Raw genomic sequence first — 17,026 nt, 5'->3', positions numbered from 1 at the left:
GTCGGGTGAACTCGAAACGCGACCGCCTGATCGGGGCGGGCACCCAGGTCGCGACCGAGGTCAGCATCAACTTCGGGTCGGCGGTGGCCGGCCTTCTCATCCCGGTCGTCGGTGCCGTCGTCGTCGTTGCGGTGCGGCAGGTCATCACCGCTGTCGCTGTGCTGCCGTTCTACCGGCCGAGGCGCCACGAACTGACCTGGCGTCGCCTCTGGCCGGCGCTCGCTCTCGGCGTGGTGCTCGCCACCATGAACCTGACGTTCTACGAGGCCGTCGGCCGCCTCGGCCTCGGGATCGCGGCGACCATCGAGTTCCTCGGGCCTTTCGCTCTGGCTCTGGCGGGGTCGCGGCGCCTGCTCGACATCGCGTGCGCGATCGTCGCCGCGGCCGGTGTCGTGCTGCTCACCGGGACCACGGGCACGATCGACGTACTCGGCGTCGTGTTCGCCCTCACCGCAGCCGCGTCGTGGGCGGCCTACATCCTCCTCACCCGGCGGGTGGCGGTCGGATTGCCCGGGCTCGAAGGCCTGAGCGTCGCCAGTGTGGTCGCGACGGCCATCCTCCTTCCGATCGCCCTGATCGTCGTCGACTACTCCCAGCTCGACCTGCGCGTCATCGGGCTCCTCGTGACCGCCGGGGTGCTGTCGTCCGCGATCCCCTACAGCCTGGACACGTTCATCCTGCGCCGCATCCCCCCGCGCCTGTACGCGATCATCACGAGCTTCGGCCCGGTGATCGCCGCGATCTTCGGGGTGCTCATCCTCGGGGAGACGTTCACCCCCGTCCAGGTCGTGGGGATCGTCGTCGTGTGTCTCGCCGCGGGAGTGACGATCGCGACCCAGCGCGAGCATCCGCAATCCGACCTCGAGACCACCGCGGAAGGGCTGACCTGAGCGGGACGTCCTGAGTTCTCCGGCGCTGAGGGTCCGTCTAGACTGGCCCGATGGCGCTCCCCTCGATCCTGGCCTTCACCGGGCTCTGCGTTCTGCTGGCGGTGACTCCCGGTCCTGACACCTTCCTGGTGCTCCGCTACAGCCTGGTGCGCGTGCGCGCCGGCGTCGCAGCGTCCGTCGGTTCGGCGATCGGGTCGATGGTCTGGGCCGGCGCCGTGGCGTTCGGACTCGCCGCTCTACTCGAGCAGTCGGCCGAGGCCTACCGCGTGGTGAAGATCATCGGCGGCCTCTATCTCGTGTACCTCGGTGTCAGCGCGTTCCTCGCGAGCCGGCGGGCGGGTGTGAAGGGTGACGAACCGGCAATGCCGCGGGCGCGCATCCATTCCAGTCTGCTCGCCGGGATGCTGTCGACCATGCTCAACCCCAAGGTCGGGCTCTTCTTCCTCGCGGTCGCGCCGCAGTTCATCCCGGCGGGCTCCGCTTCGGTGGGAAGCACCATGCTGCTCGGGGCGATCGATGCCGTGGTGGCGCTGGTGTATCTCGCCGTCGTGTCGATCGTTGCGGCACGAGCCGTGCTCTGGCTCCGTCGACCCCGCGTGGCCACGGTGCTCGAACGTGTGTCCGCGGCCATCCTGGGTGTGCTGGGAATCGGCACCATCATCAGCAGCGCCGAGTAGCCGCGGTCAGACGGCTTCGGCTTCGGTCCCGCGTTCGTCGGCCTCGGTGCGGCGGAACCGCGCCGTGCTCACGAGCACGGCCAGGAAGACGGCCAGCACGGCGACCAGGGCGAGTGCGCTGACGAAGCCGGAGACGACGATCAGCGCGAGCGGAACGGCGACGCCCGGCAGCGCCCAGGCCAGCACCCGCCTGAGCCGCTGGCCGTAGCGGAGGGAAACGGCGCCGTTCGTCGCGTAGAACAATGCGATCCCGCCGCAGAGAGCGACGGCGGCGCCCGTCGGGAGGGGCACGGTCGCGTCGGCGACAGCGGTGCCCAGGCCTGCCGCCATCGACACGATGCCGATCACGAGGAAGAAGGGAAGGTAGGTCGCCGTGTCGCGCAGCGCAGCGATGTCGCCTCTGGCGTTGAGCTCGCGCCACGATCGTTCGGCGAGCTCCGCGCCGTAGGTGAAGAAAGACCAGGCGAGAAGGGCGACCGCCCCGAACCCGAAGACGGTCGTGATCGCCGCCGCGAGGTTCCAGTGCTCGGAGGCCACGACGATCAGCGTGAGGATCGACTCGCCGAAGACGATCACGACGAACAGCCCGATGCGCTCGGCCATGTGCTCGATGTCGATGGCGCCGCTCAACCAGTCCGATCTGCGGGCGACGCCGTAGGAGAGGGCCAGCTCGATCGCCATCGCGACCACCCAGACGACATACATCCACGGAATCGGGAAGAGTGCCGAGACGCCCCACAGCACCGCGGTCAGGCCGTTGTAGACGGTGGGCCGCCACCATTCGAGGTGCTTCTTGCGCGCTGCGATGAGCCAGACCGGCAGGATCAGGAGCCGCGCGAGCGCATTCGCGGCCCCGAATGCCCAGGCCCGGTCTGCGAAGTCACCGGACACGGCTGCGGCCATGACTCCGACCGCGAACATGATGGGGATCATGACGACCCACATCGCACCCGATGCGCGGCGGCCGAACAGGTTCGCGGTCAGCAGGACGTCGATCCACAGCCACCAGGCAGGGAAGAACAGAAGAACGAACACGGCGAAATCCCCCGCCGTCGGGTCGCCGTGCAGACGGAGTGCCAACTGGCCGACGAACCCGACGAACACCAGGTCGAAGAAGAGTTCCAGCCAGCTGGCGTGGCGGCGTTCCCGAGCGCCCCGCGCATCCGCGGCGGCGCCCGCGATGGGTCCGGACTCGTCTGCGGCCACGCCCGTCAGCGTAGCGGAACGCGAACGGCCCGCGACGGATGATGTCGCGGGCCGTTCGTGGTGGGTTGCTTAGAGCACGTCCCCGACCTTGTGAACACGGAGGTCGTTGGTCGTGCCGGGGATTCCGGGAGGGGAACCCGAGATGATGATGACCTTCTCGGTGTCGGTCGCGCGACCGTTCGCCTTGAGAACCTCATCGACCTGGGCGACCATCTGGTCGGTGTGGGTGACGCGGTCGACGACGAACGATTCGACGCCCCAGAACAGCGCCATGCGACGGCGGATTGCCGGATCGGGCGTGAAGGCGAGGATCGGGATGCCGTTGCGCAGACGCGACATGCGGCGGGCGGAGTCGCCCGATTCGGTGAAGACGCAGAGGTACTTGGCCTCCACGAAGTCGGCGACCTCGACGGCGGCGAGCGTGATGGCACCGCTCTGCGTGCGCGGCTTGGTGCCGAGCGGAGCGATGCGGTCCAGGCCGTGCTCCTCGGTCGAGGTGACGATGCGGGCCATCGTCTGCACCGTGATCACGGGGTACTCGCCGACGCTGGTCTCACCGCTCAGCATGACGGCATCCGCGCCGTCGAGAACCGCGTTCGCGACATCCGAGGTCTCTGCACGGGTCGGAACAGGGCTCGAGATCATCGACTCGAGCATCTGCGTGGCGACGATGACCGGCTTCGCCATGCGGCGCGCGAGTTCGACGGCACGCTTCTGGACGATCGGCACGGCCTCGAGCGGAAGCTCGACACCGAGGTCGCCGCGCGCGACCATGATGGCGTCGAAGGCCTCCACGATCTCTTCGAGGTGCTCGACCGCCTGCGGCTTCTCGATCTTGGCGATGACGGGGATCTTGCGACCCTCCTCCGCCATGATCTCGTGCACGCGCTCGATGTCGGCAGCGTTGCGCACGAAGGAGAGGGCGATGAGATCCGCGCCGAGCTTGAGGGCCCAGCGGAGATCGGCTTCGTCCTTCTCCGAGAGCGCAGGCACGTTGACCGCGACACCGGGGAGGTTGATGCCCTTGTTGTTCGAGATGGGGCCGGCGACGACCACCTCGGTGGTGACGACGGTTCCGTCGGTCTCGAGCACGCGCACCTTGACCTTGCCGTCGTCGATCAGCAGGAAATCACCGGGATTCACGTCGTTCGGCAACCCCTTGAAGGTCGTCGAAGAGAGCTCCTTCGTACCGATCAGGTCCTCGGTCGTGATGCGGAAGATGTCGCCCTCGGCCAATTCGTAGGGGCCCGCCTCGAACTTGCCCAGGCGGATCTTCGGGCCCTGCAGGTCGACCATCACTGCGACCGCACGTCCGGAGTCCTCCGTTGCGCGCCGCACATTCGCGTAGACGGCTTCATGCACGTCGTAGCTTCCGTGGCTCAGGTTCATGCGAGCCACATCCACACCCGCGTCGATGATCGCGCGGATGTTCTCATAGCTCGATGTCGCCGGCCCGAGGGTCGCGACGATTTTTGCCCGTCTCATTTCTTCCTTTTGCTCCGTGATTCTGCGCCGCGCGCGGCGCTCGATTCGTGTTGGTTCGGGGCGTGCGGCAGTGCCGCGCGATGGTTCGTGGTCTCAGACGAGGATGCCGCGGTCGGTCGGCTTCACCGGGAAGGGCAACTGCGTCTCTCCTTCAAGATAGCGGTCGACGGCGGACGCCGCTGCGCGTCCCTCCGCGATGGCCCAGACGATCAGCGACTGGCCGCGACCTGCGTCGCCGGCGACGAAGACGCCCGGCTGGCTGGTCTGGTAGTCCCCGTCGCGCTCGACGTTGCCGCGGCCGTCGAACGGGATCTCCAGCTGGTTGCCGAGATCTTCGGGCTCCGGGCCCGTGAATCCGAGCGCCAGAAGGACGAGGTCGGCCGGGATCTCCCGCTCCGTGCCCGCCTTGGGAACCCGTCGTCCGTCGAGGTACTCGGTCTCCGCGACGCGGATGGCGCGCACCTCGCCGAAGTCGTTCGCGAGGAACTCGACGGTGGATGCGAGGTACTCGCGGCGACCGCCCTCTTCGTGCGCTGTCTGCACCTCGAAGAGCGTGGGTGTGATGGGCCACGGCTGGTGGGCCGGCCGCTCGTTCGGCGGCTGCTTGCCGATGGCGAGGTTGGTCACGGAGGCCGCGCCCTGACGGTGGGCCGTGCCGATGCAGTCCGCTCCGGTGTCGCCGCCGCCGAGGACGACGACGTGCTTGCCCTCTGCGGTGATCTGGTCCGGGACGCTGTCACCGGCGCCCACCTTGTTCTGCTGGACGAGGTACTCCATCGCGAAATGCACGCCGCTGAGGTCGCGCCCCGGGATCGGGAGGTCCCGCGGAACCATCGCACCCGTTGCGATCACGACGGCGTCGTACCGCGCGCGCAGTTCGTCCCAGGTGATGTCGACGCCGATGTTCACTCCGGCGCGGAAGCGGGTGCCCTCGGCCATCATCTGGTTGAGACGCGACTCGAGGTGCTTCTTCTCCATTTTGAAGTCCGGAATGCCGTATCGCAGCAGGCCGCCGATGCGGTCGTCGCGCTCATACACGGCGACGGTGTGCCCGGCACGCGTCAGCTGCTGTGCCGCGGCGAGGCCCGCTGGGCCAGAGCCGACGACCGCGACCGTCTTGCCGGTGAGGCGCTCCGGCGGATGCGGCTGGACCCAGCCGTTCTGCCAGGCCTGGTCGATGATCGAGACCTCGACCTGCTTGATCGTGACGGCCGGCTGGTTGATGCCGAGCACGCACGAGGACTCGCACGGAGCGGGGCACAGCCTGCCGGTGAATTCGGGGAAGTTGTTGGTCGCGTGCAGGCGTTCGATCGCCTGGCGGCCCTCGCCCCGCCACATCAGGTCGTTCCATTCCGGAATCAGGTTGCCGAGGGGGCAGCCCTGGTGGCAGAACGGGATGCCGCAGTCCATGCAGCGCCCGGCCTGTCGCCGGAGTTCCGCCGGATCGCCCGCCTCGTAGACCTCTTTCCAGTCCATCAGGCGCACGGAGACCGGGCGACGCTTGGGGAGCTCGCGCTCCGTGACTTTGAGGAAGCCCTTCGGATCAGCCACCGGTCACCTCCAGGATTCGGTTCCAGACGACATCGCCGTCGGGGTCCAGCCCCTCGTCCACGGCGTTCTGTCGCATTTCGAGAACCGCGGCGTAGTCCCGCGGCAGGACCTTGACGAACTTCGCCACGGTGTCGTCGAAGTCGTCGAGAAGTTTGGATGCGAGGGTCGAGCCGGTCTCGGCGACATGCCGTTCGAGAAGATCGCGCACGATCTCGACATCGGCGCTTCCGAGAGGCAGCAGTTCGAGCTCGCCCGAGTCCAGCGCATCCCGGTTCACCCGTTCGCGCTTGAGCTGGTAGACGTACGCCGTTCCACCGGACATCCCCGCGCCCAGGTTGCGGCCGGTGCCGCCCAGGATCAGCGCGAGCCCGCCGGTCATGTACTCGAGCGCGTGGTCTCCCACGCCTTCGACGACGGCGGTCGCACCCGAGTTGCGCACCAGGAACCGCTCCCCCACGATGCCGCGGATGAACATGCTGCCCTGGGTCGCTCCGTAGCCGATGACGTTTCCGGCGATGACGTTACGCTCCGCCGCGAAGACGCTGTTGCGGTCCGGTCGCAGCACGATCTGGCCGCCGGAGAGCCCCTTGCCGACGTAGTCGTTTGAGTCGCCCTCGAGCCGGATCGTGATCCCTGAGGGCAGGAATGCGCCGAGCGACTGTCCGGCCGAACCGGTGAGCGTGATGTCGATCGACCCGCTCGGCAGCCCGTTCTCACCGTGGCGGACCGTCACCTCGTGACCGAGCATGGTGCCGACGGCGCGCTCGGTGTTGCGGATGGGCAGCTCGATCTCGATGTGCCCTCCCGCCTCGAGCACGCTGGCGCTGCGCGCGATCAGCTGGTTGTCGAAGTGCTTGTCGAGTTCGTGGTCCTGCTGGCGCGCGTTCTTCCGCGGAGCGTCCTCGGGGAAGTCCGGGCCGACGAGGATGGGCGCGAGGTCGAGCCCGGATGCCTTCCAGTGCTCGATCGCGCCGTTGACGTCGAGGAGCTCGTGGTGCCCGATCGCTTCGTCGATGCTGCGGAAGCCCAGCTCGGCAAGGTACTCGCGGACCTCCTGGGCGATGAACTCGAAGAAGTTCACCACGAATTCGGGCTTGCCGGAGAACCGGGAACGGAGTTCGGGGTTCTGGGTGGCGACGCCGACCGGGCAGGTGTCCAAGTGGCAGACACGCATCATGACGCAGCCGGAGACGACCAGAGGAGCAGTGGCGAAACCGAATTCCTCTGCGCCCAGCAAGGCGCCGACGATGACGTCCCGGCCGGTCTTGAGCTGGCCGTCGACCTGCACGACCACGCGGTCGCGCATCCCGTTGAGCATCAGCGTCTGCTGGGTCTCGGCGAGGCCGAGTTCCCACGGAGTTCCGGCGTGCTTGAGGCTGTTGACCGGGCTCGCGCCCGTTCCGCCATCGTGACCGGAGACGAGCACGACATCCGCGAGCGCCTTGGCGACACCCGCGGCGACCGCGCCGATGCCGGACTCGCTGACGAGCTTGACGTGCACGCGGGCGTTCGGGTTGGCGCGCTTGAGGTCGAAGATCAGCTGTTTGAGGTCTTCGATCGAGTAGATGTCGTGGTGGGGCGGCGGCGAGATGAGGCCGACGCCAGCGGTCGCATGGCGGGTGCGCGCGATCCACGGGTAGACCTTGGTCGGCGGCAGCTGCCCGCCCTCACCGGGCTTGGCTCCCTGGGCGAGCTTGATCTGGATGTCGTCGGAGTGCGTGAGGTACATGCTCGTGACGCCGAAGCGACCGGATGCGACCTGCTTGATCGCGCTGCGGCGCTCCGGGTCGAGCAGGCGGTCCAGATCTTCGCCGCCCTCACCGGTGTTCGACTTCGCGCCGATGCTGTTCATGGCGATCGCGAGCGTCTCGTGCGCTTCCTTCGAGATGGAGCCGTAGCTCATCGCTCCGGTGGAGAAGCGTTTCACGACCGACTCGATCGGTTCGACCTCGTCGAGCGGTACCGGCGGTCGGACCCCGGTCTGCAGCTTGAACATGCCGCGCAGGGTCATCAGGCTCTCCGCCTGCTCGTCGACGAGTTGCGTGTACTCGCGGAAGACGTCGTAGCGGCGGGTCCGCGTCGAGTGCTGCAGGCGGAACACCGTCTCGGGGCTGAACAGGTGCGGCGAACCGTCGCGACGCCACTGGTACTCGCCACCGGTCGCGAGGCGCTCGTGGGCGATCGTCGCGCCGTCGAGCGGGTAGGCGCTCGCATGCCGCGCGAGGTTCTCCGCGGCGATGACCTCGATGCCGACGCCGCCCAGCTTGCTGGTGGTTCCTGTGAAGTACTTGTCCACGAACTCCTGGCTCAGGCCGACGGCCTCGAACGCCTGGGCAGCCGCATAGGACGAGACCGTCGAGATTCCCATCTTGGACATGATCTTCAGCACGCCCTTGCCGAGCGCCTTGATCACGTTCCTGACGGCCTTCTCCGGGGTGACCCCGGTGATCATTCCGCTGCGCACCAGTTCTTCGCAGCTCTCCATCGCGAGGTACGGGTTGATCGCGGAGGCGCCGTAGCCGATCAGGAGGGCGACGTGGTGGACCTCGCGCACGTCACCGGCTTCGACGATGATGCCGACCTTCATCCGGTTCTCGGTGCGGATGAGGTGGTGGTGCACGCCGGCGAGCATGAGGAGCGACGGGATGGGCGCCAGGTCCCGGTTCGAGTCGCGGTCGCTCAGCACGATGAACTGCGCGCCCGCCTCGATCGCCTCGTCGACCTCGTCGCAGAGCTCGGCGATGCGCTTCTGCATGGCGTCGGGGCCCGCATCCGCCCGGTACAGCCCCTTGAGCGTCGTCGTCAGCCTGCTGCCGGCGTGCGGGTCGATGTGCTGGATCTTGGCGAGCTCGTCATTGTCGATGACCGGGAAGTCGAGGACGACCTGGCGGGCATGCTCGGGGCCTGCGCTGAGCAGGTTGCGCTCGGGGCCGAGGCCCAGCTTGAGAGAGGTGACGACCTCTTCGCGGATCGAGTCGAGCGGCGGGTTGGTGACCTGTGCGAACTGCTGGGTGAAATAGTCGAACAGCAGGCGCGGCCGCTCGGAGAGCACGGCCACCGGGGTGTCGGAGCCCATAGCGCCGAGCGGCTCCGCGCCGGTCTTCGCCATCGGAGTCAGAAGGACGCGCACCTCTTCTTCGGTGTAGCCGAAGGTGCGCTGGCGACGGGTGACCGAGGCGGGCGTGTGAACGATGTGCTCACGGTCCGGAAGGTCCTTGAGGTTGATCCGGCCCTGCTCGAGCCACTCGCCGAACGGCTCGCTCGCGGCGAGCTCGGCCTTGATCTCGTCGTCTTCGATCAGGCGGCCGGCGACCGTATCGACGAGGAACATCTTTCCCGGACGCAGGCGACCCTTGCGCACGACGCGGCTCGGGTCGATGTCGAGGACACCGATCTCGCTGGCCAGGACGACCAGGCCGTCCCCGGTGATGACGTAGCGTCCGGGACGCAGGCCGTTGCGGTCGAGTGTTGCGCCGACGAGGGATCCGTCGGTGAAGACGATCGCCGCCGGGCCGTCCCACGGCTCCATGAGCATCGAGTGGTACTCGTAGAAGTCGCGGCGGACCGGATCGATCTCCGTCTGGTTCTCCCACGCCTCCGGCACCATCATGATGACGGCGTGCGGGAGCGAGCGCCCCGAGAGTGTCAGCAGTTCGACCACCTCGTCGAACGAGGCCGAGTCGCTCGCACCGGGCGTCACGATCGGCAGGATGGGCCCCAGATCGCCGAGCAGGTCGCTCTCGAGCTGGGATTGGCGTGCGCGCATCCAGTTGCGGTTTCCCTGCACCGTATTGATCTCGCCGTTGTGCGCGATCATGCGGAAAGGCTGCGCGAGCGGCCACGACGGGAAGGTGTTCGTGGAGTAGCGCGAGTGGACGAGGGCGAGCTTCGAGGCGAACCGCTGGTCGGACAGGTCGGGATAGAACGGCTCGAGCTGCAGCGTCGTGACCATGCCCTTGTAGACCAGGGTGCGGCTCGACAGCGAAGAGAAGTAGACGTCGAGCTCGCGTTCGACACGCTTGCGGGCCCTGAACGTCTGGCGGTCGAGCAGGATGCCGCCCACGGGGGCACCGGATTCGCCGATCCGCGTGCTCGAGACGAACAGTTGTTCGATCGCAGGCATCGCGTCGCGGGCGAGCGTTCCGATCTCATCGGGACGGACGGGAACCTCGCGCCAGCCGAGGACTTCCAGCTCCTCCTCGACGGCGATCGCCTCGATGGCCGCCTTGACAGCCGCGCGCGCCCCGGACTCAGAAGGAAGGAAGGCGTTGCCGACCGCGTATCGCCCGACCTGCGGGAGCTCGAGGCCGGCGACGGCACGAAGGAAGGCGTCCGGGATCTGCGTGATGATGCCGGCGCCGTCACCGGTACCGGCGTCGGACCCCACGGCACCGCGGTGCTCGAGGTTGCGCAGTGCATCGAGCGCCGCATCGATGATGTCGTGCCCGGCCGTACCGCGCAGCGTCGCCACCATGGCGAGGCCGCAGGCGTCCTTCTCGAAGGCGGGATCGTAGAGACCCTGCCGTGCGGGAACCGAACTGAAGCCGGACTGCGTGCCTGAGCCGGGGAGGGAGGGCTGTTGCGCCATCATCGACCGTCCTCACGTGAAGAGTTGCTGAGGTGGGACGCCGTCGGCCCGTGAAGGTGGGAACCGCGACCCGGCAGGCCCTGTGCGGGCAGTGGGGGCTGGCGGTCAGGAAGATGCTTTCGGGATTGCCTGGGCCTTGGGCACCGGATTACGACGCGGAGCCTATTGTGCTTGTGGCCTTGGCTGCGCCCGGCTGCTCGGTCTCAACGGCGTCGTCGCCCTGATCCTCGTCGTCCGAATCGGTGTCGTCAGAGTCTACCTCAGCATCGGGCCTGTGCCATTCGCGACCCTGTCTGTACACGCTCGGCTCCAGTCCCGGGTGGCGGCGCGACTGAACGATGAAGATGATGACGCCCAGCACGATGGCCCCGAATGCGGCCCACACGTTGAAGGGGATACCGAGGAACGAGTACTCGCTCGGGTCGATGCGGATCGACTCGAGGTAGGAGCGGCCGACGCCGTACCAGATGAGGTAGGAGGCGAACAGCTTGCCCCAGCGCAGGCGGAATCGGCGCTCCAGCCAGAGCAGTACGAAGATGCCGATGACGTTCCAGATGATCTCGTAGAGGAACAGCGGCTGGAAGAGCGTGCCGTCGGGAAGGCCCGCCGGGAATGCGGGATTGCTCGACTCGATCTCGAGCCCCCACGGCAGGTTCGTCGGCAGGCCGAAGAGCTCGTGGTTGAAGTAGTTGCCCAGCCGGCCCGCCGCCTGCGCCAGCAGCAGTGCGGGCGCGAGAGCGTCGGCGAACGACCAGAAACGCAGCCCCGAGATGCGGCAGCCGATGTACGCACCCACCGCGCCACCGATGAGGGCGCCGAAGATGGCGTTCCCGCCCTCCCAGATGAAAAGCGTCTTCCAGAGGTCGGCGCCGGAGTAGAAGTAGTCGGCCGGGTGCGTGAAGACGTGATAGGCCCGGGCGAAGATGATGCCGAGTGGCACGGCCCACAGGATCACGTCGAGTACGACGCCCGGCTCTGCACCACGCTTGGTCAGGCGGCGCGAGGTCCAGATGGTGGCCAGCACGATACCGGCGAGGATGCACAACGCGTACGTGCGGATCGTGAACGGGCCGATCGTGAAGGAGGCCCACGACGGATCCGGGCTCGGAATGCTCGCATGCAAGCTGCTCAACACCGCAAACACCCGATGACTCACCTTTCGTGCTTTTCTTGTCTTCGCCACCGAGAGCGGCGATCCGGCGCACCCGCGCCACGGTCAACTTAGTCTATTTGGCTGTGCGGGTTCCGGCGGCCAGCTCCGCAGCGACCGCTCCGACGTGCTCGACGCCGCCCTCGGCGAGGGCCTTCACCAGCGCAGAACCGACGATCGCTCCATCCGCGTAGTCGAGGACTTCGGACACCTGCGCCGCGGTCGAGATTCCGAGACCCACGCACGTGCTCGTCGCACCGGCATCCCGAAGCCGGCCCACGAGCGTTCTGGCGGCCGTGTCGACGTCGGCGCGCGCGCCGGTGATCCCCATGGTGGACACGGCATACACGAACCCGCGGCTCGTCGCGACCGCCTGCTTCAGCCGGGCATCCGTCGATGACGGAGCAGCCAGGAAGACACGATCGAGGCCAGTGCGGTCGGACGCCCCGATCCATGCGGAACCCTCGTCCGGAATGAGATCGGGGGTGATGAGACCCGCTCCCCCGGCCGCGACGAGGTCGTCGGCGAACCGGTCCACGCCGTACTGGAGCACAGGGTTCCAGTACGTCATCAGCAGCACGGGCACATCGACACGCGCCGTGATCTCCCGCACGGCGGTGAAGCCGTCGCGCAGGCGGAACCCGCCGGCCAAGGCCGTCTGGGTGGCCTGCTGGATGACCGGGCCGTCCATCACCGGGTCGGAGTACGGCAGGCCGAGTTCGATGATGTCGACGCCGTTCTCGGCCAGCGCGACAGCGGCGTCGATGCTCGCGTCGAGGCTGGGGAACCCCGCAGGCAGGTAGCCGACGAGTGCGCCCTTCGCCTCGGCGTTGCGGCGGGCGATCGTGGCCTCGACCCTGCTCGTTGCGACCGGGCTCACGACTGGACCGCATTCTCGTCGAGGAGGCCGAAGTACTTTCCGGCGGTTTCCATATCTTTGTCGCCGCGACCGCTGAGGTTCACGAGGATGATCGCCGCAGGCCCCAGCTGACGGCCGAGTTCGAGGGCACCGGCGAGGGCGTGGGAGGACTCGATCGCCGGAATGATGCCCTCGGTGCGGCTGAGCAGGCGGAGCGCATCCATCGCGGCGGCATCCGTCACCGGCCGGTACTGGGCGCGGCCGATGCTCGCCAGCCAGGCGTGCTCCGGACCGACGCCCGGGTAGTCGAGCCCCGCGGAGATCGAGTGCGATTCGATCGTCTGGCCGTCTTCGTCTTGCAGCAGCATGCTGCGTGCACCGTGGAGGACCCCGGGACGGCCTTTCGTTATGGTGGCCGCGTGTCGCGGTGTCTCGGCACCCTCTCCCCCGGCTTCGAAGCCGAAGAGGGCGACGTCGGGGTCGTCGAGGAAGGCGTGGAAGATCCCGATTGCGTTGGAGCCGCCTCCGACGCACGCAGCGACCGCGTCCGGGAGGCGGCCGGTGAGCTCGAGAACCTGCTCGCGGGCCTCTTCGCCGATGATCTTCTGGAGATCGCGCACCATCGCGGGGAACGGATGGGGACCCGCGACCGTCCCGAAGATGTAGTTGGTGTTCTCGACGTTGGTCACCCAGTCGCGCATCGCTTCGTTGATAGCGTCTTTGAGCGTGCGCGAGCCGGTCTTCACGGAGACGACCTCGGCTCCGAGCAGCCGCATCCTGGCCACGTTGAGTGCCTGGCGCTCGGTGTCGACCTCGCCCATGTAGATCACGCACTCCATGCCGAAGAGTGCAGCGGCCGTCGCCGTGGCAACGCCGTGCTGGCCGGCGCCGGTCTCCGCGATCACGCGCGTCTTGCCGATGCGCTTGGTCAGGATGGCCTGGCCGAGCACGTTGTTGATCTTGTGCGATCCGGTATGGTTCAGGTCTTCACGCTTCAGGATGATCCTGGCCCCGCCGGCGTGCTCGGCAAACCGAGGCACCTCGGTGATCAGCGAGGGCCGGCCGGTGTACGTGCGGTTCAGGACGTCGAGCTCCCGGGCGAACGCGGGGTCGCTCTTCGCCTCCTCCCACGCGGCCGAGAGCTCGTCGAGGGCGGCGACGAGCGATTCGGGGACGAAACGTCCTCCGAAGTCGCCGAAGTACGGGCCGGTTTCACTGCGGAGGGACATTCAGACCACCAGGAATTCTTCGAGAGTCGCGACCGGGTCGCTCGTGACCAGTGCTTCGCCGACGAGCACCACGTCCGCGCCTCCCGCGCGGTAATGGGCCACATCAGCGGCCGTCTTGACGGCGGACTCAGCGACTCGGATGACACCGGACGGGATCTGGTCGGCGAGCGTACCGAAGAGGTCGCGATCCAGCTCGAACGTCGACAGGTTGCGGGCGTTGACGCCGACGAGATTCGCCCCGATGTCGAGAGCGCGGCTGACTTCGTCGGCAGAATGGGTCTCGACCAGCGTGGTCATGCCGAGCGCCGTCGACAGGTCGAAAAGCGCCTGGAGAGTGGCCTGGTCGAGTGCGGCGACGATGAGGAGCACGATATCGGCCCCGGCCGCCCGTGCCTCGAACACCTGGTACGGCTCGGCGATGAAGTCTTTGCGGAGGACCGGGACGCTGACGCTCGCACGCACGGCTTCGAGATCGGCGAGCGATCCTTTGAATCGCCGCTCCTCGGTCAGGACGCTGATGGCGCTGGCACCGCCCGTCTCGTAGGAGACGGCCAGCGAGGCCGGATCGGAGATCTCCGCGAGTGGTCCGCGCGAGGGACTCGCCCGCTTCACTTCGGCGATGATCTTGACGCGTTCAGCGGGCTGGAGAGCGGTCAGGGCGTCGAGTGCGGCAGAACGTTCGTGCGCTGCGGCCTCGACGACACCGAGCGGCCGCTCGGCCCGTCGACGTTCAGCATCGGCAAGCGCTCCGGCGACGAGGTCGGAGAGCACGCGTCAGTGTTCTTTCGGGGTGTATTTGTCGCCGTTGACACCGTAGCCGGCGCGCGCCATGATCCAGCCGACGATGAGACCGACGACGAGAAGGCCGGCAGCACCCCAGACGAGGAAGGGAAGGTCGAGGAAGAACGCCACGGTGCCGATCGCGAAGGCGATGAGCATGATGATGACGGCTGTCCAGGCTGCCGGTGAGTGCCCGTGCCCTGGCTCCACTGACTCCGTGCTCATGAAACTCCCGCGTGTCGGGTGCGCCGTGTTGTGGCGGCGCACGATGTTCTGGATGGCTCAGGTCAAGTCTAGCGAAGCCGGGGACCCCCGTCGCGCAGCCTCAGCGCGTGGGATCCTCTCCCCGGCTGAGCTCGTCCCAGCTGTCGATCGCCGCGTCGCGATCGAGCGGAGCTCCTTCGCCGGCCGCGTCGGATGCTGCCGGTTCGGCCGCGGCGGGGGCATCCGGCGCACTGTCCCGGTCGGTTTCGGGGAGCTCGGCGCGCAGACCGTCCGCGTCCTCGAACCGGACAGCCTGATAGCGGCGCGACGCCCCCGGCCAGCGCCGGGAGCTCACGATCACCGCGACGCTCGCCACGGCGATCACCGCCCCACCCGCGATGGCGACCCACGGCCACACGGACACGTCGACGCTTTCAGCGAGGCGGGCGACCGAGCTGCCCCCGGAAACGCCGGAGGCGCTCGTGATCGCCGCAGCAGCTGCTCGCACGGGGTCGCCGAGTGCGATGCCGGCGGACAGCACGACGGAGACGGCGATCAGGATGCCGAGCACGGCGAGCACGATCCGGACCACGGGACCCGCGATGGCCAGCGCGGCCGCGAGGGCAAGACCAGCAAGCGAGAGAGCAGTGAGCGCGGGAGCGGCCGCAGACCCCTGGACGACGACGTCACCCGCGTGATTCGCCGCCGACGCGAGATGGACGGTGATCCACGGCTGGGTCGAGGCCAGGAGCGCGAGGCCTGCGCCCACCACGATCGCAAGCATCGTCGTGTATTTGGCCCGGCGGTTCCCCGCCTGCCGTTCGTCGCTCGACACTTCTTCGGTCACATCGATCACTTCACCCGTCGCATGGCGTTTGCGACGGCCACGGCACGCAGTGGCGCCGCCGCCTTGTTCTGGGACTCCTGGAATTCGCTCACCGGATCGGAGTCGGCCACGAGCCCACCGCCCGCCTGGACGCGCGCCACCCCGTCCATGATCGTCGCCGTGCGGATCGCGATGGCGAGGTCGGCGTCGCCCGCGAATCCGAAGTAGCCGATCACACCGCCGTAGACGCCGCGTTGTGCGGGCTCGAGCTCGTCGATGATCTCGAGTGCCCGCGGTTTCGGAGCGCCGGAGAGCGTGCCGGCGGGGAAGGTCGCGCGGAAGACGTCGATGGCGGTCGCTCCCGGAAGCAGATCGCCCTCGACGGACGAGACGATGTGCATGATGTGGCTGAACCGCTCGATGCGCATGAACTCGGTGACCTCGACCGAGCCCGCGGCGCAGACCTTCAGCAGGTCATTGCGGGCGAGGTCGACGAGCATCAGGTGCTCCGCGCGCTCCTTGTCGTCGCCGAGAAGTATGGTCTCGAGTTCGAGGTCCTCCTCCGGCGTGGCGCCGCGCGGCTTCGACCCGGCGATCGGATGCGTGAAAGCGCGCCCGTTCTGCACTTTGAACAGCGCCTCCGGCGAGCTCCCGACGATCGAGTACTCTCCGCCGTCCGGGCGCTCGAGCGACAACAGGTACATGTACGGGCTGGGGTTCAGGCTGCGGAGCACGCGGTAGACGTCGAGCGGATGCGCGGGGCAGTCGAGCTCGAACCGCTGCGAGATGACGACCTGGAAGACGTCGCCGTCGTGGATGTGCTGTTTGGCGGTGACGACCGAGGCGAGGAAGTCGTCCCGTTCTGTGCGCGACACCGGATGTGCCGGAGTCGACAGGTCGACCTCGGCGAGCCACGCCTCCGCGGGCTTCGCGAGACCGGCCTGCATCGCATCCAGCCGCTCCTGCGCCTGCGCCCAGAGTGCAGCGGGGTCGTCGACGCCGTCGTTGAGGACGTTCGCGATGAGCTTGACCGTACCGTAGCGGTGGTCGATGGCGACCACATCCGCCGCGAAGCAGAGCGCTTGGCCGGGAACGCTGAAATCGGCGACCGGCTGGTTCGGCAGGCGCTCGATCTGGCGGATGGCCTCCCATCCGATGAACCCCACGAGTCCGCCGGTGAGCGGTGGAAGTCCCTCGACCCTCGGCGTCTGCCACCGCTCGTACAGGTGCGCAAGTGCCACCAGCGGCGCGACCGTTTCGCTCGTGCCGAGTGCGCGTTCGCGAGAGACGCCGTAGTCGAGCCAGCGGACGTCGTCGCCGTCCTGGGTGAGCACCCCGAAGGAGGAGACGCCGACGAAGGAGAACCGCGACCAGATCCCGCCCTGCTCCGCGGACTCGAGCAGGAAGGTGCCCGGCCGGCCCGCGGCGAGCTTGCGGTAGATGCCGACGGGGGTCTCGCCGTCGGCGAAGAGCTCGCGGACGACGGGAACCACCCGGTGGGCGGACAGGAGGGCCTGGAAGTCGTCGGCCGTGGTCGAGCCAGTCGCTGACAGCGAGCCGGTTGCGGTGGTCATGCGGGGT

13 protein-coding genes are annotated in these 17,026 nt (G+C 68.0%); 2 read left to right on the top strand and 11 right to left on the bottom strand.

All coding sequences use genetic code 11. The features are described 5' to 3' along the window. The first annotated feature begins 5 nt into the window (after positions 1-5). Positions 6-890, top strand: coding sequence for an EamA family transporter (locus ACV7NN_RS01845; protein ID WP_463347889.1), 885 nt, complete (start codon positions 6-8; stop codon positions 888-890). Positions 891-940: 50 nt separating this feature from the next. Then, the gene (locus tag ACV7NN_RS01840; protein ID WP_463347888.1) at positions 941-1,567 is read left to right on the top strand and encodes a LysE family translocator; all 627 of its coding nucleotides are present in this window, start codon (positions 941-943) and stop codon (positions 1,565-1,567) included. A 6-nt stretch (positions 1,568-1,573) separates the two neighbouring features. Here ACV7NN_RS01840 and ACV7NN_RS01835 read toward each other — a convergent pair whose 3' ends face one another. The 11 genes from ACV7NN_RS01835 to ACV7NN_RS01785 all read right to left on the bottom strand — a co-directional run bounded on the left by ACV7NN_RS01835 (position 1,574) and on the right by ACV7NN_RS01785 (position 17,019). Further along, positions 1,574-2,773: a low temperature requirement protein A gene (locus ACV7NN_RS01835; protein ID WP_463347887.1), complete on the bottom strand. Its 1,200-nt coding sequence runs from the start codon at positions 2,771-2,773 to the stop codon at positions 1,574-1,576. A 69-nt stretch (positions 2,774-2,842) separates the two neighbouring features. Then, positions 2,843-4,258, bottom strand: coding sequence for a pyruvate kinase (gene pyk / locus ACV7NN_RS01830; RefSeq protein WP_463347886.1), 1,416 nt, complete (start codon positions 4,256-4,258; stop codon positions 2,843-2,845). A 93-nt stretch (positions 4,259-4,351) separates the two neighbouring features. Next, positions 4,352-5,809, bottom strand: a complete 1,458-nt coding sequence (locus ACV7NN_RS01825) for a glutamate synthase subunit beta (protein ID WP_463347885.1) — start codon at positions 5,807-5,809, stop codon at positions 4,352-4,354. Next, entirely contained in the window at positions 5,802-10,397 is a 4,596-nt protein-coding gene (gene gltB, locus ACV7NN_RS01820) for a glutamate synthase large subunit (protein WP_463351213.1), read from the bottom strand. Before gltB ends, ACV7NN_RS01825 begins: the two co-directional genes overlap by 8 nt. A 148-nt stretch (positions 10,398-10,545) precedes the next feature. Then, a complete protein-coding gene (lgt, locus tag ACV7NN_RS01815; RefSeq protein ID WP_463347884.1) occupies positions 10,546-11,529 on the bottom strand; it encodes a prolipoprotein diacylglyceryl transferase in 984 nt (327 codons plus the stop codon). Positions 11,530-11,623: 94 nt separating this feature from the next. Further along, a complete protein-coding gene (gene trpA / locus ACV7NN_RS01810; protein ID WP_463347883.1) occupies positions 11,624-12,427 on the bottom strand; it encodes a tryptophan synthase subunit alpha in 804 nt (267 codons plus the stop codon). Next, the gene (gene trpB, locus ACV7NN_RS01805) at positions 12,424-13,635 is read right to left on the bottom strand and encodes a tryptophan synthase subunit beta (RefSeq protein WP_463347882.1); all 1,212 of its coding nucleotides are present in this window, start codon (positions 13,633-13,635) and stop codon (positions 12,424-12,426) included. Before trpB ends, trpA begins: the two co-directional genes overlap by 4 nt. Further along, positions 13,636-14,406, bottom strand: a complete 771-nt coding sequence (trpC, locus tag ACV7NN_RS01800; protein WP_463347881.1) for an indole-3-glycerol phosphate synthase TrpC — start codon at positions 14,404-14,406, stop codon at positions 13,636-13,638. 3 nt (positions 14,407-14,409) lie between these two features. After that, positions 14,410-14,640 (bottom strand): DUF6704 family protein, encoded by a 231-nt coding sequence (locus tag ACV7NN_RS01795; RefSeq protein WP_463347880.1) that lies wholly within the window; start codon positions 14,638-14,640, stop codon positions 14,410-14,412. A 100-nt stretch (positions 14,641-14,740) separates the two neighbouring features. Then, entirely contained in the window at positions 14,741-15,475 is a 735-nt protein-coding gene (locus ACV7NN_RS01790; RefSeq protein ID WP_463347879.1) for a Trp biosynthesis-associated membrane protein, read from the bottom strand. Further along, positions 15,472-17,019 (bottom strand): anthranilate synthase component I, encoded by a 1,548-nt coding sequence (locus ACV7NN_RS01785; protein ID WP_463347878.1) that lies wholly within the window; start codon positions 17,017-17,019, stop codon positions 15,472-15,474. Before ACV7NN_RS01785 ends, ACV7NN_RS01790 begins: the two co-directional genes overlap by 4 nt. Positions 17,020-17,026: the final 7 nt, after the last annotated feature.

Source organism: Leifsonia sp. Ger2509 (assembly GCF_055231915.1).
This window is presented reverse-complemented; position numbering and strand designations above follow the sequence as displayed.